Annotated in this window: 15 protein-coding genes and 1 pseudogene; 1 reads left to right on the forward strand and 15 read right to left on the reverse strand. The window is 68.9% G+C overall.

The window, feature by feature from the left end; genetic code table 11:
• Window positions 1–146: 146 nt before the first annotated feature.
• The gene (locus JX283_RS04570; RefSeq protein ID WP_135977457.1) at window positions 147–1,064 is read right to left on the reverse strand and encodes a site-specific tyrosine recombinase; all 918 of its coding nucleotides are present in this window, start codon (window positions 1,062–1,064) and stop codon (window positions 147–149) included.
• A gap of 9 nt (window positions 1,065–1,073) precedes the next feature.
• Window positions 1,074–2,735, reverse strand: coding sequence for a CTP synthase (locus JX283_RS04575; RefSeq protein WP_204829531.1), 1,662 nt, complete (start codon window positions 2,733–2,735; stop codon window positions 1,074–1,076).
• Between the two features lie 177 nt (window positions 2,736–2,912).
• Between JX283_RS04575 and JX283_RS04580 the strand changes: the two genes are divergently transcribed.
• A complete protein-coding gene (locus JX283_RS04580) occupies window positions 2,913–4,394 on the forward strand; it encodes a DUF1846 domain-containing protein (protein ID WP_204829532.1) in 1,482 nt (493 codons plus the stop codon).
• A 1,700-nt stretch (window positions 4,395–6,094) separates the two neighbouring features.
• On the opposite strand, the gene JX283_RS04585 is transcribed toward JX283_RS04580, so the two are convergent.
• From JX283_RS04585 to JX283_RS04645, 13 genes and pseudogenes are all read right to left on the reverse strand, one after another.
• A complete protein-coding gene (locus tag JX283_RS04585) occupies window positions 6,095–7,723 on the reverse strand; it encodes a DNA repair protein RecN (protein WP_204829533.1) in 1,629 nt (542 codons plus the stop codon).
• The gene (locus JX283_RS04590) at window positions 7,720–8,589 is read right to left on the reverse strand and encodes an NAD(+)/NADH kinase (protein ID WP_204829534.1); all 870 of its coding nucleotides are present in this window, start codon (window positions 8,587–8,589) and stop codon (window positions 7,720–7,722) included. Before JX283_RS04590 ends, JX283_RS04585 begins: the two co-directional genes overlap by 4 nt.
• Window positions 8,590–8,603: 14 nt before the next feature.
• Window positions 8,604–9,380, reverse strand: a complete 777-nt coding sequence (locus JX283_RS04595) for a TlyA family RNA methyltransferase (protein ID WP_204829535.1) — start codon at window positions 9,378–9,380, stop codon at window positions 8,604–8,606.
• 224 nt (window positions 9,381–9,604) lie between these two features.
• Window positions 9,605–9,730: pseudogene (locus tag JX283_RS08445) on the reverse strand (exodeoxyribonuclease VII small subunit); the annotation flags it as partial.
• Window positions 9,731–9,794: 64 nt separating this feature from the next.
• Window positions 9,795–10,385: a transcription antitermination factor NusB gene (nusB, locus tag JX283_RS04605; RefSeq protein ID WP_204406590.1), complete on the reverse strand. Its 591-nt coding sequence runs from the start codon at window positions 10,383–10,385 to the stop codon at window positions 9,795–9,797.
• Between the two features lie 3 nt (window positions 10,386–10,388).
• Window positions 10,389–10,748, reverse strand: a complete 360-nt coding sequence (locus JX283_RS04610) for an Asp23/Gls24 family envelope stress response protein (protein ID WP_204829536.1) — start codon at window positions 10,746–10,748, stop codon at window positions 10,389–10,391.
• A 186-nt stretch (window positions 10,749–10,934) separates the two neighbouring features.
• Window positions 10,935–11,498 carry an elongation factor P gene (efp, locus tag JX283_RS04615; RefSeq protein WP_204829537.1) on the reverse strand — a complete coding sequence of 188 codons (564 nt, stop codon included), beginning with the start codon at window positions 11,496–11,498 and terminating at the stop codon, window positions 10,935–10,937.
• Window positions 11,499–11,607: 109 nt separating this feature from the next.
• Window positions 11,608–12,066, reverse strand: coding sequence for a DUF956 family protein (locus tag JX283_RS04620; protein WP_204829538.1), 459 nt, complete (start codon window positions 12,064–12,066; stop codon window positions 11,608–11,610).
• 133 nt (window positions 12,067–12,199) lie between these two features.
• The gene (locus JX283_RS04625) at window positions 12,200–13,219 is read right to left on the reverse strand and encodes a PTS system mannose/fructose/sorbose family transporter subunit IID (RefSeq protein ID WP_204829539.1); all 1,020 of its coding nucleotides are present in this window, start codon (window positions 13,217–13,219) and stop codon (window positions 12,200–12,202) included.
• A gap of 21 nt (window positions 13,220–13,240) precedes the next feature.
• Window positions 13,241–14,053 carry a mannose/fructose/sorbose family PTS transporter subunit IIC gene (locus tag JX283_RS04630; protein ID WP_204829540.1) on the reverse strand — a complete coding sequence of 271 codons (813 nt, stop codon included), beginning with the start codon at window positions 14,051–14,053 and terminating at the stop codon, window positions 13,241–13,243.
• A 37-nt stretch (window positions 14,054–14,090) separates the two neighbouring features.
• Window positions 14,091–15,077, reverse strand: coding sequence for a PTS sugar transporter subunit IIB (locus JX283_RS04635; RefSeq protein ID WP_204829541.1), 987 nt, complete (start codon window positions 15,075–15,077; stop codon window positions 14,091–14,093).
• 461 nt (window positions 15,078–15,538) lie between these two features.
• On the reverse strand, window positions 15,539–16,657 hold the full coding sequence (locus JX283_RS04640) for a Xaa-Pro peptidase family protein (protein ID WP_204829542.1): 1,119 nt from the start codon (window positions 16,655–16,657) through the stop codon (window positions 15,539–15,541).
• Between the two features lie 1,213 nt (window positions 16,658–17,870).
• Window positions 17,871–18,413: a shikimate kinase gene (locus tag JX283_RS04645; RefSeq protein WP_204829543.1), complete on the reverse strand. Its 543-nt coding sequence runs from the start codon at window positions 18,411–18,413 to the stop codon at window positions 17,871–17,873.
• Window positions 18,414–18,793: the final 380 nt, after the last annotated feature.

The raw sequence follows: 18,793 nt of genomic DNA on the forward strand, positions 1-18,793 counted from the left end.
CAGCGGGCCGGGAGGCCGTCCCCTTTGATGCAAGACCCCGGACGGCTGGGCCCCGACAACCGGGGATGGCTTAGGGGCGCATATCGGGGGCTGGGTGACAGATGGGCCAGGCACCGCCGTCAGGGCAGACCGGGGCGATGCCGGCGTCAGCGCTCGTGAGCCCGGGGGTGCGCCCCCAGGTAGACGCCGCGCAGGTGGGTCTGGTCCAGGTGGGTGTAGAGCTGGGTGGTGGCCACGTCGGCGTGACCCAGGATCTCCTGCACTGCCCGGAGGTCGGCGCCCCCCTGGAGCATGTGGGTGGCGAAGCTGTGGCGCAGGGTGTGGGGGTGCAGCCCCTCGATACCCGCATAGCGCCCCCAGCGCTCGCAGAGCCCGTGGACGGCCTGACGCGTGAGGCGGCCTCCCCGCCGGTTGAGGAAGACCGCCCCCTGAGAGGCGGCCTTGCGCCCGGCGGCGGACGCCGTGGAGGCCAACAGGGGCCGTGATCGGTCGAGGTAGACCGCGAGGGTGTCGGCGGCGGTGCCCACCAGCGGGACGAGGCGCTCCTTCGACCCCTTGCCCACGACGCGCACGAGCCCGTCGGCGAGGGAGACGCGCAGGAGGTCCAGGCCGCAGAGCTCGGAGACACGCAGGCCGCAGCCGTAGAGCACCTCGAGGATGGCGCGGTCGCGCAGGCCGGCGGCGTCGTCGGGGAACGGCTGGTCCAGGAGGGAGAAGACCTGCTCCACCGAGAGCACGTCGGGCAGGTGCTCGCCCTGCTTGGGGGCACGCACCTCGGCCGCCGGGTAGGCCTCCTCCACGCGGTCGGCCACGAGGAAGCGGTGGAACGACCTCACGGCCGAGGTGGCGCGCTTGACCGACGACTCGGCCCTCCCCTGCTCAAAGAGCCGCGAGACGTGCCCCTCCACGTCGGCGCGGGTGACGCCGGAGGTGTCGGTCACGCCGTGCTCGGCGAGGTCGTCGACGTAGCGCCGGAGGTCGCGCCCGTAGGCGGCCACCGTGTTGGACGAGGCGCCCCTCTCGGCCACGAGGTAGTCGAGAAAGGCGCCCACGGCGACGTCCATGTCCACAGGTCAGTACCCGAGGTCCGCCGGGGGCTCCACCCCGTGGCGGTCGCAGCCGTCGTGGTAGGCCACCGCGGCGCGCACGAACTCGCGGAACAGCGGCTGCGGGTGTGTGGGGCGGCTCTTGAACTCGGGGTGGAACTGCGCGGCCACGAACCACGGGTGCACGTCCTCGGGGAGCTCCACCATCTCGACGAGACGCTCGTCGGGCGAGACGCCGGAGATGGTGAGGCCGGCCTGGCGGAGCTCGTCGCGGTAGGCGTTGTTCACCTCGTAGCGGTGGCGGTGGCGCTCGTAGACGAGGTCCTCGCCGTAGGCCTCGTGGGCCAGGGTGCCGGGGGCCACCTTGCAGGGGTAGGCGCCCAGGCGCATGGTGCCGCCCATGTCGGTGACGTCCTCCTGGTCGGGCATGAGGTCGATGACCGGGTACTCGCAGTCGGGCACGAACTCGGTGGAGCTGGCGTCGGGCATGGCGGCGACATGGCGGGNGAANTCGCAGACGGCCACCTGCATGCCGAGACAGATGCCGAGGAAGGGCACCTTGCGGGTGCGGGCGCGCTCGGCGGCCAGGATCTTGCCCTCGAGGCNGCGCACGCCGAAGCCGCCGGGCACGAGGATGCCGTCGGCGGACCCCAGGACCTCCTCGACGTCGTCGGCCGTGAGGTTCTCGCCGTCAACCAGCTGGACCTCCACGTGNCGGCNGAAGTAGACGCCGGAGTGGTGCAGGGCCTCGATGATGGAGAGGTAGGCGTCGGGCAGCTGGGTGTACTTGCCCACGACGGCGACGCGCACGGTGTCGGACTGGGCGTCGGCCGCGTGCATAGCGCGGGTGAATGCCGTCCAGTCCCCGATCTTGAGCTCGCGGGGCTCGAGGCCCAGGCGCTCGCAGACCTCCACGTCGAACCCCTGCTCGGCGAGGTGCATGGGGACGTCGTAGATGGACGGGCAGTCGGAGTTCTCGAAGACATGGTCGGCCGGGACGTCGCAGACGTTGGCGATCTTGGCGCGGATGGCCTCGTCGACCTCGTGGTCGCTGAGGCAGACGATGAAGTNGGGCTGGATGCCCAGGGAGCGGAGCTCCTTGACCGAGTGCTGGGTGGGTTTGGTCTTCACCTCGTGGGCGGCGCTGATGTAGGGCACGAGGCTCACGTGGATGAAGCAGACGTCGGCCGGGCCCTTCTCGTTGCGGAACTGGCGCATGGCCTCCACGAAGGGCTGGCCCTCGATGTCGCCGATGGTGCCTCCAAGCTCGGTGATCACGACGTCGGCGTCGGTGTGCTCCTCGATCNTGCGGAACTTGTCGCGGATGGCGTTGGTTACATGGGGCACCACCTGCACCGTGCCGCCGAGGAAGTCGCCCGCGCGCTCGCGGGCGATGAGCGACTGGTAGATGAGGCCGGTGGTGAAGTTGGAGGTGCGGGTGAGGTTCTCGTCGATGAAGCGCTCGTAGTGGCCGAGGTCGAGGTCGGTCTCCTTGCCGTCCTGGGTGACGAAGACCTCGCCGTGCTGGAACGGGCTCATGGTGCCGGGGTCGACATTCAGGTACGGGTCGGCCTTCTGCATCATGACCTTGTAGCCGCGGGACTTCAGCAGTCGTCCGAGGGAGGCGGCGGTGATGCCCTTGCCCAATGAGGAGACGACGCCGCCGGTGACGAAGACGTGCTTGGTCATATGGTTCTACCTGCNCTTTCACTGAAAATGAACGGGTCCCTACGGAACCTCATTCTAATACGGGCGCCCCGGTCCCCCGAAGGGCGTCCCCGAGTTCATGGGATGGTAATGAGCCCAGCGCACAAGCCGGTCCTGGCCCATAATCGCACCTGTGCAAACACGAGAGAAGGGGGCCCCATGGAGACGGGCTTTGACAACGACGCCTACGTGAGGCTCCAGGCGGAGNGGATCCGCGATCGCATCGGGCAGTTCGGCGGCAGGCTGTACCTGGAGTTCGGCGGCAAGCTCATCGACGACTACCACGCCTCGCGCGTGCTGCCCGGCTTCGAGCCCGACGCCAAGCTCCAGATGCTCACGACGCTCCGCGACCAGCTCGAGGTGGTCATCGCCATCAACGCCCAGGACATCGAGAAGTCCAAGGTGCGCGGCGACCTCGGCATCACCTACGACGAGGACGCCCTGCGCNTGGCCGACTTCTTCCGCTCCCAGCAGGTCCCCGTGGCCGGCGTCGTCCTCACGCGCTATGCCGGGCAACCCGCCGCCGACGCCTTCCGCCGGCGCCTGGCCACNCTCGGCANCCCCTGCGCCCTGCACCTCACCATCGAGGGCTACCCCCACGACATCGACCGCATCGTCTCCGACGAGGGCTTCGGCAAGAACGAGTATCTGCCGTGCTCCAAGCCCCTCGTGGTGGTCACGGCCCCGGGTCCCGGCTCCGGCAAGCTCGCCACGTGCCTCTCCCAGCTCTACCACGAGCACCGCCGGGGCGTCTCGGCCGGCTACGCCAAGTACGAGACGTTCCCCGTGTGGGACCTGCCCCTCACCCACCCGGTGAACGTGGCCTACGAGGCGGCCANGGCCGACCNCNGCGACTCCAACATCATCGACCCGTTCCACCTGGAGGCCTACGGGAAGACCTGCACCAACTACAACCGCGACGTCGAGGTGTTCCCCGTGGTCCGCGCCCTCATGGAGCGTATCGCCGGCGAGAGCCCCTACATGAGCCCCACCGACATGGGCGTCAACATGGTGGGCTCGGCCATCACCGACGACGGGGCGTGCCGCGAGGCCTCGTGCCGCGAGATCGTGCGCCGCTACTTCCAAGCCGCCTGCCACGTCAAGCGCACCGGCGACGGCCAGGACGCCCAGGCCCGCCTGGAGCTCCTCATGAAGCAGGCCGGCGTGGACGCCGACCTGCTGCCGGCGAGGAGCGCCGCCCTCCTCAAGGCCGAGACCACCGGGGCGCCCGCGGGGGCCCTCGAGCTTCCGGACGGAACCGTGGTCACGGGCCGCACCTCCGACCTCCTCGGTGCCGCGAGCTCCACGCTCCTCAACGCCTGCAAGGCCGTGACCGGGGTGGACCCCGACACCCCGGTGATCGCCGAGGACGCCCTCGAGCCCATCTGCCGCCTCAAGACCCGCTTCCTCCACGGACACAACCCGCGCCTGCACTCCGACGAGACGCTCATCGCCCTCTCGCAGTCGTCGGCCACCGACGAGGTGGCAGCCNCCGTGCTCGAGGGCCTCGCCAGCCTCAAGGGCTGCGACGCGTTCTTCTCGGTCATCCTCTCGGAGGCCGACGAGAGCGTCTACCGGAAGCTCGGCATCAACGTGTGCTGCGAGCCCCGCTACGAGGGGCTGGGCTACTACCACCGTTAACGGCAGGGATCGCCTCGCGGCACGCGGGCGTCCGCTGCGCCTGAAAGCGATTGAGGGTACGTGCGAGGCACGTACCCTCAATCGCTTTCAGGCGCATGGGCAAACGCAAGATCAGGCCAAAGGCTCGGCAATCGGGGCTTTGCGCCCCCATCCCATGGCCGCTAGGATGCCCACCAAGGCGCAGAGGCTCGGGAACGGCGCCACCATGGGGGCACGGTACCCCATCCCGAACACCACCGTCGCCCACAGCTCCGCCGAGGCGAGGCCAGTATGGGAGAGGCTCCAGAGGACGAGGGCGCCGTAGGCGGCCACCACCGCCGCCANCGCGAGCCGCACACCCCGGCGNGCCCCANNGGACAGGGGGACCGAGTCGTCGCCGCGGANGAACCGCGCGACGAAGAACCCCTGGACGGCGACCAGCAACGGGGAGACGACCGCCGCNGCGACGACCGCNGGACCGTATGCCAGCGCCAGNTCGCCGAAAGAGGCCGAGGCCACCCCCTCGGTGCCGAGGATGAAGAAGAACCCACGAAGCGTCGGTTCCGCAAGCGGGAGCGAGAGGAGCCAGGCCCCGGCCACGACGAGGGCTGAGGCGACACGAATCCTTGCAGAGCCCACCATGGCGCGACCTTCTCTCTACGAAGCCACTTTACCTAACCGAATAAATACACTTCCAAGTTGTTACCCAACCGATTGCACCATTTCCATTTATTTTGAAAGTACTTGATCCATCAAGTTTAGAGGATTTAAACTCCGGCTCGCCGACCCTCTCGACACCAACAAAATTATAAGTGTTCCTAAATGAAATCACCTTGTATGTGTCACCAAACCTATAACGGTTATATGGGACTCATCCTATAATCCCGTCAAATGTACAATATGTATCAACAACCTCTTCAGCTGCTGACCGGCCTTGGATGATAGAGGTGGAACCTGATGCTCCCCCAGCCCCAGTCTGAGCAAGAGCAGATTCGCCTAGGACAAAAAGGGAAGTACACGGAACCAAAGCAACAACTAAACCGAAATGTCCATTCTTGACGACAGAATCACTCACCATAATCACCAAACCCTATATTGGCACTTCAAGTCGTAGCAGTCGCCTCCATGAGAGGGGTCAACTGGGCAAGGGTAACCACTCATGGAACCGATAATCAAATCTTTGTTAAGTCTCGTGTAGCTATGGCCGAAATATAACCTCTTGTAAGTTTGATTAAACTCTCTGCGATTATGAGCAGGGTTTACGTAGCAATAGAAGGACATATACGTATCCAGAACCCCGTCCAAGAGAACAGAACGACTTTCTGGTGAAACTGAACTCGTAGCCTCTGCTGCAATACCCCTATTCAGATCATCTGGTAGGCTCGGCACCGCATTCGCATACGTGGGCAAACTAGACAATAGAAGCAAAAGGAGGAGACTAGGTATTATTTTATTTCTTTGTTTGAACATACTACCTCCAGCTTCTGCTGGACGTAAAAACAGCTAATTACTTTGCATTAATATACCTTTTCTGGTCTCAGCCCATTTCGAGAAATCAAATATAGTATTTCCGATATAATTGGCAAATTGCTGTTATATCTACTAATTGATTGGTGCGCTTGTTTCCACCGCTGAGGATGCCCGAATGGCACGAAGCGACGAGCGGCGCGCGACCCGATACCGGGCGGCGCGTCGCTCCTGTCTTATTCAGGGGCCCTCCCCTAGCCTCGGTCGGCCAGGAGCTCCCGGGCGTGGGCGAGGCTCGCCTCGGACTCGTCGCCCGCCAGCATGCGGGCGATCTCGGCCACGCGCTCCTCGCCGTCCACCTCCTCGATGCGGGTCTCGGGCACACCGTCGGCACCCTCCACCTTGCGCACCACGAAGTGGGCGTCGCCGGCCACGGCCACCTGGGGGAGGTGCGTCACGCAGACCACCTGGTGGCTCCCCGCGAGGTCCGAGAGCACCTGGGCCAGGGCCACGGCCGTGGTGCCGCCCACGCCGGCGTCCACCTCGTCGAACACGAGGGTCTCCACCTCGTCGGCGTCGCCGAGCACCACCTTGCAGGCCAGGGTCACGCGGCTCACCTCGCCGCCAGAGGCCACTTTGCGCAGCGGCCGGGGCGCCATGGCCTCGCCGGGCCGGTACATGAGCTCCACGGAGCTGGGGCCGGCGGCGGTCCACTCGTCGCGGGCCAGCGGGGTCACGGCCACCTCGAGCGAGGCACCGCCCATCATGAGGCGCCCCATCTGCGCCGTCACGGCCTCGGACAGCCCGGCGGCGGCCTCGGCCCGCAGGCGGTCCACCTCGGCGGCCCGCTCGGCGAGCTCCCGCTCTGCGGCGTCGACGGCCGCCCGGACCGCGGCCTCGGCCTCGCCGGTGCCCTCGGCGGCCTCCACGACCTCGGCCNNGGCGGCGCNGCGGGCGAGGACGTCGGCCATGGTGGGGCCGAAGGTGCGCATGAGGCCCTGGAGCTCGGCCTGGCGCGATTGCATGGACGCGAGCTCGGCNGGGTCGAGGNCNTGGGCGTCGCGGTAGGCGCGCAGCGACGCGGCCACGTCNGCGGCCTCGATGAGGGCTGACTCCAGCGAGGCGGCGAACCCCTCGAGGGCCGGGTCGGCCGAGGATGCCTGGCGCAGGTCCCGCACGGCCTCGGACAGGCGGTCGGCCACGCCGTCGTCGGCGGTCACGGCCCGGTAGGCGTCGTTCGCGGCGCGCATGAGCATCTCGGCGTTCTCGGCCTTGGGCAGACGCTCGGCCAACTCCTCGAGCTCGCGCTCGCCGGGCCCCACGGCGTCGATGCGGTCGAGCTCGTAGCGGGCCTGGTCCAGGCGGTCGGCGGCGGTGCGCCNGAGCTCGAGCACGCGGTTGAGCTCCCGGGCGGCGGCGCGGGCGGCGGCCAGGGCCTCCCGGTAGGACCCCTTCGCGGCGTCCATGGGCGCGCCCACCCAGGCGTCGAGGAGCTCGGCGTGGTGGGCGGCCGAGAGGAGCCGCTGGTGCTCGTGCTGGCNGCAGAGGTCCACGGNGGNGCCCAGGGTCTCCGCCAGCTCCCTCACCGAGGAGATTGAGCCGTCCACGGTCACCCGGCTGCGGCCGCGGCCGTCCACCCTGCGCCTGACCACGTGACCGTCCTCGTCGTCGCCCGCGAAGTAGCGGCCCTCCACCGTGAGACCCTTGGCGCCCTCGCGCACCATGTCGGCGTTGGACCGCTCGCCCACGAGGAGCTTCACGGCCGAGAGCAGGGCGGTCTTTCCCGAGCCGCTCTCGCCGGTGATGACGGTGAGGCCGTCGGAGAAGGTGATGGACGCGTCGCGGATGAGCGCGACGTCGGTGGCGTGTATGGCGTCGATCATGATCTGGTGCCTCCGTAGAAGACGCGGGAGACGCTCCGGTAGAAACCGTGGGTGTCGTCGTCGAGCAGGACGATGTCGCCGGGGCCGCGGCTCACGCGCACGACCATGGGCACGAGGCCCTCGGGGCCCTCCATGAGGCGCCCGTCGCAGAAGACGCAGCGCTCCACGGGGCGCTCCGGCGTCATGGACAGCTCCACGACGTCCGACGGCGAGGTGAGGAACGCGTTCGCCAGGATGGTGTGCGGCGCCACGGGCACGTTGACCATGCCGTTGAACTCGGGGGTCACGATGGGGCCGCCCGCGGAGAGCGCGTAGCCGGTGGAGCCGGTGGCCGTGGCCACCACGAAGCCGTCGGCCCTGAGGCGGTCGATGGGGCTGCCCGACACCGAGACGTCGAACTCCACGAGGTTGCCCATGGCGCCACGCGAGAGGGCCATCTCATTGAGGCAGAAGACCCCCCGGCGCCACTCCTCCACGGGCGCGCGCCCCTCGGCGTCGCCGAAGCCGACGTCCACCGAGAGCGTGGCGCGTCTCGACACATGGAGCTCGCCGGCGAGGGCCGCCGCCACCGAGGCGACGACGTGGTCGGAGCCGGCGCCGGTGAGAAACCCCAGATGGCCGTAGGACAAACCCAGGATGGGGACGCCGGAGTACATGACGATCCCGGCGGCGCGGAGCAGCGTGCCGTCGCCGCCCAGGGACACCACGAGGTCGGCGCCCTCGGCCGTGACCGCCCCGAGGGGGGCGCGCTCGCCGTCGCGCACCCAGCGGACGCCCACGCCCTGCCCCTCGAGGTAGCGGGCAAGCATCCGGGCGCCCTCGACGGCCTGGGCGCGCGAGTAGTTGGGGACGAGCAGGACCTCCATGGCGGCGCCTCCTGTCAGACGTCTCTAAGGGTGCAGACAAGCGGACGGGGCGTGGCACCCTCGCGGGCGACGAGGAGGTGCTCCTGGTTGCCCTTGGCCCCCTTGATGGGGCTCGGGACCCAGCCCTGGACGGCGAGGCCGCACCCGTCGAGGGCGTCGGCCACACGCTCGACGGCGGCGAGGCGGACGGCGGGGTCGCGGACGACGCCCCCCTCCCCCACGTCCGCAGGGTCGGCCTNGAACTGCGGCTTCACGAGGACGATGAAGGTGCCCCTTTCCTTCANGAGGGAGCGCACGGCNCCCACGACCGAGGTNACCGAGGTGAACGACACGTCGCACACGGCCAGGTCCACGGGGTCCGGGGCGTCGTCGCGCCCGGGGAGGTCGCAGATGTTCGTGCGCTCGTGGAGCCTCACCCGGGGGTCGCCCCGGAGGCTCCAAGCGAACTGCGCATAGCCCACGTCCACGGCGTCCACCGATGCGGCGCCACGCTCCAGGAGGAGGTCGGTGAAGCCGCCCGTGGAGCAACCCACGTCGAGGCAGGAGAGTCCCGCGGGGTCCACCGAGAAGGCGTCGAGGGCCGCGGCGAGCTTCTCGGCGCCGCGGCTCACATGGGGGCGCTGCGCGCGCACGTGGAGCTCGCACCCCGGCACCACCTGGTCGCCGGGCGCGGAGTAGCGGAACCCGGCGCCGGACACGTCTCCGGCGAGGACCGCCCGCATGGCCTCGTCACGGGAGGAGAAGAGGCCCTGAGCCACCAGCTCGTCGTCGAGCCGACGCCGCCTGGGCACGCCTAACCCTCCTTCGGCCCGTCGGCCCAGGCCCCGTCGTCGGCGTCGTCCACGGCGCGCCCCATGGCCGCCTGGGCCTCGTCCGCGCCCTCGGGGTGCCCCGGCACGGCCATGGCGGGACCTTCGGACGCGCGCCCGTCGAGGAGCTCCGCGGCGACCTGGCCGCCGGCCCCCTCCTGAGCCCTCACGAGGTCCTCGGCGGCGAGGCCGGCCATCCGCTCCTTCTCGGCGGGCGAGAAGTCCGTGCGGTCCACGAGCTCCACGGCCTTGGAGCCGAGGGCGATNGCCTCGTCGAAGAGGTCGAGGGAGCGCTCGAGGGAGGTGTCCTTGGCGCGCACGTCGCTCACGATCTGGTCGAGGCGGTCGGTGACCTCATCGAAGCCGCGGTGGGCGCGCTCCGAGCGGGCGCCCACGTCAGGCCCCCGCCACGTCGGCGTCTACGGCCTCCGCCGCGGCGTCGTCGGCGGCCGCGGCGTCGTCGGCCTCGGCCTGGAGCTCCTGGTCGGCGCCGGCCTCGGCCGCCTGGGCCGCGAGGGCCTCGGCCTCCTGGGCGGCGCGCTGCTCGCGGGCGCGGGCCACGAGGTCCACGCCGGAACCCATGTCGCGCTGGAGGCGCCCGAGGACGCCGTTCACGAACGAGAAGGAGTCGTCTCCGCCGAAGACCTTGGAGAGACGCACGGCCTCGTCGATGGCCACGGCGTCGCCCACGGCCTCCTCGTAGAGGAGCTCGTAGAGGGCGATGCGGAGGATGTTGCGGTCCACCGAGGCCATGCGCCCGACGGACCAGTTGCGGGCCACGGTGCCGAGGACGAGGTCGAGGTCGCCGCGGCGGTCGTACACGGCCAGGGCGAGGTCGCGGCCGTAGTCGTCGATAGGCCCGTCGGTGACCACGTACTCGTCGGCGAGGATGCGGTCGACGGGGCGGCCGGTGGCCTCCGCCTGGAAGAGGACCTGGAGGGCCTGGGCGCGGGCGAGGAGGCGGCCGGAGAGATGGGACTTGGACAACGCTTACTCCTTGGGGAANACGAGCTCGTCGATGCGGATGTTCACGGCGCCCACGGGCACGCCGATCTGGGTGGTGACGGCGTTGGCGACGGCCTCGCGCACGCCCTGGGCCACCTCGGGGAAGGTGTAGCCGAAGAAGACGGCGATGGGCAGCGTCACGTCGAGCTTGCCGTCGGTGACCTCGCACTCCACCGTGTCCTCGGCCACGGTGGGCTTGGAGGTGAACATAGTGATGAGGCTCGTGGCGACGTTGTGCCCGTTGACGTAGGCCACGCCGTCGACCTTCTCGGCGGCGATGGTGACGATGGTTGCGANGACGTTGGTGGAGATGGCAAAGCCATCGATGGAGAGCTCGTTGGCCATGTTCCTGGTCCTTTCCTGCGCTCGTGCGCCCGCAAACTGNGGTCTGCCGCGTCAAGTATAGACGCAGGGCGCCTGATTCCCGATAAATGCCCAATCCGCGGCCCCTGAGCCGCCGGACTGGCCCGGCCNCAAAGAAGGCNCGGCCCGGGCTTNTGCCGCGGGCCGCGCCTGGCAGGGCCTTGGGTGCTAGACGCGGGAGACGAACTTGCCGTCGCGGGTGTCGACCTTGATCCTCTCGCCCACGTTGAGGTACATGGGCACCTGGATCTGGGCACCGGTCTCGATGACGGCGGGCTTGGTGCCGCCCTGGACGGTGTCGCCCTTGAAGCCGGGGTCGGTCTCGGTGATCTCGCACTCGATGAACATGGGCGGGGTCACGCCGAGGAGCTCGTCGTCCGCGTACAGGAGCTGGCAGACTTCGTTCTCGAGGAGCCACTTGGCGTTGTCNCCGANGTAGTCGGCGGACAGCGGCAGCTGCTCGTAGGTCTCGTTGTCCATNAAGTAGTAGTCCTNGCCGTCGTTGTAGAGGTACTGATACTCCTTGGTGACGAGCTGGACGTTCTCGAACTTGGAGCCGGCGTTGCAGGTCTGGTCGATCACGCGGCCGCTCTTGAGGTCGCGGATCTTGTAGCGGACGAAGGCGCCCCCCTTGCCGGGCTTGACGTGCTGGAACTCGACGATGGTGTAGATCTTGTCCTTGATCCGGAGGCCCATGCCGTTCTTGAAATCTGCGGTGCTGATGGTTGCCACTGGTGACTCGCTTTCTAACACAGAGCTCTCGGCGGTTCTCGCCACGTACGGGGGTCAAGTATAGGCCCTGGCTGTGTCGCGGCGGTGCAGAAGGAGGGACGAACCTCCCCTACTCCTCCCCCCTGCCGCGGGAGAAGAGCCTGCCCACGCGGCGCCTGACGGCGTCGCCCACCTCCCCGGTGGCGTGGGTGGCCTGCACGAGCCGCTCGCGGCCCACGTGCCCGGCCAGGCACCGGACGAGGTTCTTGCCGTCCGACACCACGAACTCCAGCGGCGNGCAGTCGGNGGTGGAGACGGTGATGGCGCGGACATAGTTGTTGGCTACGATGTCCACCTTGACCTCCTCCACGCTCGGCCAGGGGATCTGGNTGAAGCCGACGCCGGAGTCGGCCCTGAACTCGAGACCCACGTCGCCCAGGATGAGCCTGCCGGTCTTGGGGAACACGGCCGAGGCGAAGCTGTTGGCGTTCACGACGAGGTCCACCCGGCGGTTGAGCTCGCCGGGGTCCTCCTTGGTCCGGACGCCGTCCTCCTCGATGGCCGAGATGTCGTCCTTCTTGCCGAACACGGTCCCACCTCCCTGGATGTCTGGAACGAGTGCAATCCTAACCCATGGTCCCGGGTCGGGCCCGGCGCGCTACAGGGAAGGGCGGGGTCCCGGAAGACCCCGCCCTCGATGCGAGCGATCTCTGTGCAGGCTCTTAGAAGATGCCCACGAGGGCGCCGAGGATGCCCACTGCGAAGAGGCCGAAGATGATCGCGATGGGGTTGACCTTCTTCTTGAGGAGCCACATGCAGAGGAAGGTCAGGCAGAGCGGCAGGAGACCGGGCAGGAGCTGGTCGAGGACGCTCTGGAGGGTGGTGGTGCTCATGAGGCGCCACACGCCGGNGTCGGACTGGGAGGCGGCGGCGGCGTTCTCCACGATGCTGTAGCCCTGGGAGGCGATGCCCTGGAAGCTGTTGAGGCCGTTGGCCATGACGTCCGGGGTGACGGTGCCGCCGTTGGCAACGCCGTTGAGGGCGGAGACGAGCTCGTCCACGGCCGGGAAGGCGTTGGTGGTGGAGCCCATGTCGGCGGTGGAGAAGACCACGGAGGACATGTCGANNGAGGNCCAGCGNGGGATCAGCACGCCCATGATGAACATGCCGAGCACGGAGGCGCCGGTGGTGACGCGCTGCAGCAGGCCGCCGGAGAGGTCCTTGGTGATGGAGGCGCCGGCCTTGTAGCCGAACTCCTGGGTGTACCAGAGGAAGGCCATGCGGATGACGTTCCACAGCACGAAGAACAGGATGGGGCCGAGGATNNTGCCGGTGAGGGCCAGCGACGCGGCGAAGGCGCCGATGACCGGGCGCAGGGTGCCCCAGAAGATGGGGTCGCCGACGCCGGCGAGCGGGCCCATCATGCCGATCTTGACGCCCTGGATGGCGGCGTCGTCGACAGGGGCGCCGTTGGCGCGGTTCTCCTCGAGGGAGAGCTCCACGCCCCAGACGGGGGCGGCCACGTAGGGGTGGGTGTTGAAGAACTCGAGGTGGCGCTTCAGGAACGCCTTCTGCTCCTCGGGGTCCTTGTAGAGCTTCTTCATGGCCGGAATCATCGCGTAGCACCAGCCGACGTTCTGCATGCGCTCGTAGTTCCAGTTGGCCTGAAGNAGCCAGGTCCTCATCCAGACCGCGCGGCGGTCCTTGAGGTCAAGGGTAATCTCGTTCTTGGTCTCAGCCATTGGTTTCAATCCTCCCTCGTCTTACTCGTAGTCGTTCAGGATGTCGTCGAGCGGGTCGGAGCCGCCGCCGGCGGTGGCCGCAGCCGCGCCACCGTTGCCGCCGCCGTTGAACTCGGGTGAGAGGTCGAGGTAGACGAAGGCGAGGGCCACACCGATGATGCCCATGGCGATCAGGCCGAGCTCGGACACGGAGGCGAGGGCAAAGCCGAGGAAGAAGAACGGCCAGACCTTGGCGGTGGCCATCATGTTCATGACCATGGCGTAACCGACGACGACGATGAAGCCGCCGGCGGTGGACAGGCCGGTGGTGATCCACTCGGGGATAGCGGCCNNGGCGGCCTGAANGGCCTCGGCGGGGATGGCCATGATGANCATGGCCGGGANNGCGATGCGGAGGCCCTGGCAGGCCACGGAGAGCCAGAGGTAGGCCTCGACGCCCCCGACGTTGCCGCGAGCGGCGGCGGCGTCGGCGCCGTGGGCGAAGCCCACGGTGATGGTACGGACGAAGATGGTGAGCACGGTGCCGGCGACGGCCATGGGGATGGCGACGGCGACGNCCTCCTGCACGCCCATGCCCTTGAGGCACACGAAGATGCCCGAGGAGACGCCGGCGAGGGCCGCGTCGGGGGCGACGGCGGCGCCGATGTTCATCCAGCCAAGGGCAATGAGCTGGAGGGTGCCGGCGAGTATGATGCCATCGACGGGGTGGCCGGTGACCAGGCCGATCAGAGTGCAGGAAATGATGGGCTGGTGCAGCTCGAACTGGTCGAGCACCGACTCCATGCCCGCCAGGAAGGCGATCACGAAGATGAGTACGGCGGAAAGGATGTCCATGAATCCTCCTTTTGCATCCTTCTAGAGAGCCGAGTGGCTACGGCATCATGTTGTTCTTCTGGATGAGGGCGAAGAGGTCCTCGCCGCCGTCAGAAGGAACCTTCTTGGTGTCGAACGTGGTGCCGTTGTCGCGGAGCGCGACGAAGGNCTGGNCGTCCTNCTCGCTGACCGCGNNGGCCTGCGAGATCATGGTCTTGCCGGCGGAGTGCGCCAGGGAGCCGACGTTGATGTGCTTGATGGGCACGCCGGCCTCCTCGACCGCGAGGGTGTCCTCGGGGTTCTCGAAGAGGACCAGGGCCTTGACGTCGCCGAAGCGCGGGTCGTTGTAGCACTTGACGAACTGCGCGATGGTGGTGACGTTGGCCTTGACTCCCGGAGGGGCGGCCTCGACGATGAGCGACTTGCGCAGGTCGTCGTGGGCCACGGCGTCGGAGACGACGATGATGCGGTTGCAGCCCACCGAGCGGGCCCAGTTGGTGGCCACCTGGCCGTGGAGCAGGCGCGAGTCGATGCGGGTGTGCACGAGCTNCATCTGGCCGTCGCCCACCACGGTGCCCTCGGGCAGCGCGGCGGAGCCGGCGGAGGAAGCGGCCGCGGCAGCGCCCCCCNTGGGCTTGGGCTGCAGCGACTCCGGCTTCACGCGGACGCCGCGGCGGCCCTCGACGAACACCTTGGTCGCGATCTCGTGGGCGGTGCCCAGGGAGAAGCGGCCGGTGTAGGCCTCGATGAGCATGGGCAGGTTGAGCCCGGTGACGATGGCCCACTGGTCGTGGCCGTCGGCGAACGCGCTGCACTGGTTGAAGGGGGTGCCGCCCCACAGGTCGACCAGGAAGAGGACCTCCTCCTGGGCGTCCTCGTCGAAGCCGCTGANAGCCTCCTCCAGCTTCTTCCTGAAGTCGTCGGGGCCTTCGCTGGGCATCAGGGTGACCGCGGCCACGTTCTCCTGGTCGCCGAAGACCATGGAGCCGGACTGCNGGATGNCGNTGGCGAATTTGCCGTGACTTGCCAGGACAATACCTACCATCACATAACCTCCTAAAATTATCCTTGTCGTTTACATGTACAAAAACCTTCNTGAACTATAGCCCAGGCACCCCGACGGGGTGGCGAGGAGGCGGATTTTTTCCGTGATAGGTTTTTGCGGCGCATTTTCGTTGATTTAACGCACAAATGAAGATATAATGGTCATTTTTTACATATTAAGGTTCTGCTCAAATAGTCAAAAGATGACCATAAATCAGTGTTCATCTGCACCGACGTGGCGCCAGACCGTCGGATATGCTTTCGATATATTATCCGGTCCGTTGGTATTTCAGTGTACCCAACTTTCCGTTTGCGTTGACCTTTTTCCATTCTCCATGGGCCCCGCGGTAGCGCTGGGCGGCCCTCCCCGGCACCGGCAGAAGGGGACGCCCCACGGGCGCCGACGGGCTGCCCATGGGGCGTTTAACCATGTCCATAGAATATGGAACCGACGGGCCGAACCTAGCCCCTGGCGGACTCCAGCTCGTGGCCGAGGCGGGTGAAGGGCTCGTAGCCGTCGGCGGTCACCACGCCGGTGTCCTCGATGCGTANGCCGAACTCGCCAGGGATGTAGATGCCCGGCTCGATGGTCACGACGGNCCCCTCGGGGACGGGCTCCTCCCACCGGAGGCTGAAGTTGGGGTCCTCGTGGATCTCGACCCCCACCCCGTGGCCAAGGCCGTGGCCGAAGTACTCGCCGTAGCCGGCCTCCTCGATGACGCGCTGGGCGATGCGGTGGATGTCGGCGCCGACGACGCCGGCCCTGACGGCCGCGGCGNCCTCCTCGTGGGCCCGGCGCACGACGTNGTAGACCTCGCGCTGTTTCTCANAGGGCTCCCCCACCACGAGGGTGCGGGTCATGTCGGCGTGGTAATCGTGGTAGAGGGCGCCGAAGTCCATGGTGACGAAGTCGCCCTCCCGCACGCGGTAGTCGCCGGGCTGGGCGTGGGGGTTGGCCCCCTGGGGGCCGGCGGCGACGATGGAGTCGAACGAGACGGCCTCGGCGCCGTGCTCGAACATGGAGCGCTCGAGCTCCGCGCGGATCTCAAGCTCGCTCATGCCGGGGCGCACGTAGGAGCGGATGTGCTCCCAAGCCGCGTCGGTGATCTCCTGGGCGCGGCGGAGCAGGGCGAGCTCCTCGTCGTCCTTGACCATGCGCAGGCGCGAGATGGCGCCGTGGAGCCGGGGCATGAGACAGGCCCACGACTCGGCGTCGAGGCCGCGGGCGAGGTCGTCCACAAACCCCACGGCGACGGTGTCCTCCACCGCGGCCACGCAGGCCCGGGCGGAGGCGAGGGCGCGGGCGGCCCAGGCGGCGTGGGGCGTCCTCCCCATGTCGACCTCCCAGGGGCCGTCGGGCCCGAGGCGCTCCATGAAGGTGTTGTAGTAGCGCGAGTCGGTGTGGAGCAGCAGCGTGTCGGCCGTCACCACCGCGGTGTGGGCCACCTCGTCGTCNAAGGTGCGCTCGGCTCCGGTAAGCCACCTAAGGTCGGCGTTGTTGCGCAGGACCACGGCGTCGTAGCCCCGCTCCCCCATGAGGGCGCGCAGGCGCGCGACCCTTCCTTGCTGTGCCTCGGACATGCGGCACTCCCCTTTCTCTCCTGCCCGTCCCCGGGCGCGGTTCACAGGATCGACCTCGCCGCGCACCACGCGTCGAGGTGCTCGGCGAGCACGGCGTCGTCCACGGCGGCCATGCGCACGCGCCCCACGGCGTGGGGCAGCGCCACCATGGCGCGGTTGGTTCGGGCGAGCTCCTCCTCGCGGAAGGCGCGACCGAGCGCCGCCGGGTCGAGGGCGCAGGGCACCTCGGGCACCGACAGGCGGTCGAGCAGGGCGTCCTGGGCGAAGACGAGGTCGACGTCGCCCTCCACGGCACCCACGGCGAGCCGTGCCGCGAAACGCAGGCCCTCGCCGAGCCGGAGGCCCCAGCCCACCCCGGGCAGGAAGCGCCCGAGGGCCCGGGCGAAGGTCTCGCCGTAGGAGAGCGACCGGCGCACGGCCACGGACGTGGACGCGTTGACGCGACCCACGCCGCGGGCGGCCTCGAGGGCCTGCCCGGCCATGGCCGCCGCGTCGCCGGCGGCCATGGCCTCCGAGCGCATCACGAGGGTGTTGAAGGCGTCGCGGGACTCGCACACGGCGGCCGCCACCATGGCGGCGCGGCCGGCGACGTTGCCCGGCGTGAGGGCGGCGATGCCCAGGGTCCCGGGCTCGGCGTAGCACATGGCCATGCGGCAGCGCGCCGAGACCATGGCCCCCTCGCCGCCCGAGGAGAGCGGCAGCGGCAGGGCAGGGCAGAGCACGAGCGCGTCGAGGGACAGGGGCACGCAGGCCAGCGGGGTCCCGCCGCACCAGGTGCTCGCGGCGAACGACGCCAACGACAGCGTGGCCCTGCCCCCGACGGCCACGAGGGCGTCGGAGGAGGTGACGCCGGATGAGCCGAGCGCCTCCCAGAGGCCGGGCAGGCGCGACGCATCCGCGGCGTCGGCGGCCGGCACGTCCGGCAGGCGCCGCACGAGGAACCCGGCGTCGGTCACGAGGCGGCGGAGCGACTCCACGAGGCCCGGGTCCGCCCCCTCCTCCACAAGGAGGGCGGCGGTGCCGGTGCGGNCGCAGCAGACCCGCAGGTCGCGGCCGAACCTGTCGAGCACGCCGTCGCCCACCCGCACGTCGCACGAGGCGCCGTTGGCGGACACCGTCTGGCGCAGCGGGGCCACGGCCCCCGCACCGGCGTCCGGGGAGGCCGGCGAGACCCCCTCGACGGCCCCGGCCGTGTCGTTCACGGTCTCCTCGCTCACAGCAGCCCCTCCTCCCAGAGCAGGGCGCCGCACTCACAGGCGACCTCCTCGAACGTCTTGCCGGTAATGATCACGCGATAGTCGCACACGCTCTCGTAGAGCGGGCGCCTGAGCTCGTACACGTTGGCGGCGTGGGCGAGGTCGACGAGGTCGGGCCTGCGCCGCATGGACCGCATCTGGGCGAGNGAGTCCTCGAACGTGCCGTCGAGGAAGACCACGTGGCCGAGCTCCCCCATGAGCCTCCGGTTGCGCCCGCTTTCCACGGTGCCGCCCCCACAGGAGACAAGGAGCGACTTCTCGGCCTTGAGCGACTCGAGCACCCCGGCCTCCGCGTCGCGGAACGCCGCCTCGCCCCTCGAGTGCCAGAGCACGGGCAGCGAGCCGTGGNGCCGGCGCTCGACGAGGCGGTCGGTGTCCACGTAGCGCCGGTGGAACATGTGGCCGAGGTTGCGGGCCACCGTGGACTTGCCGGCGCCGGAGAAGCCCACGAAGAGCACGTGGTCGCAGTCGTCGTGCACGACCATGCCGTTATGTTCCATGGGGCTCCCCCTCCCCCCGTCTCGCCGGTTTCACCTGAACGATAGTATCACCGGTCCGAAGGCGCAGAGGAATGCGGCGACGACGCCCGCGAGGCACGCCCACGGGCCCACGGCGAACGTGGCCCGCCCGCGCAGGGCGGCAACGGCCGCGCCGAGGCAGAGCCCGGCGGCCATGGCGGCCACGGCCGGCCCCCAGCCGAGGAGCGCGGCCCAGCAGCCGAGGAGCTTGACGTCGCCCATGCCGACCGCACCCCGGCCGAGGCGCCGGGCGCAGAGCTCGGCCGCAGNGGCGGCGGCCGTCACGGCGACGGCACCCACGAGCAGGGGGCCGGGGGCAGGAAGGTTGCCGGCGAGGGCGGCGAGCCACGGGAGCCCCGGGG

Source organism: Olsenella sp. CU969, assembly GCF_905219715.1.
GTDB lineage: Bacteria > Actinomycetota > Coriobacteriia > Coriobacteriales > Atopobiaceae > Granulimonas > Granulimonas faecalis.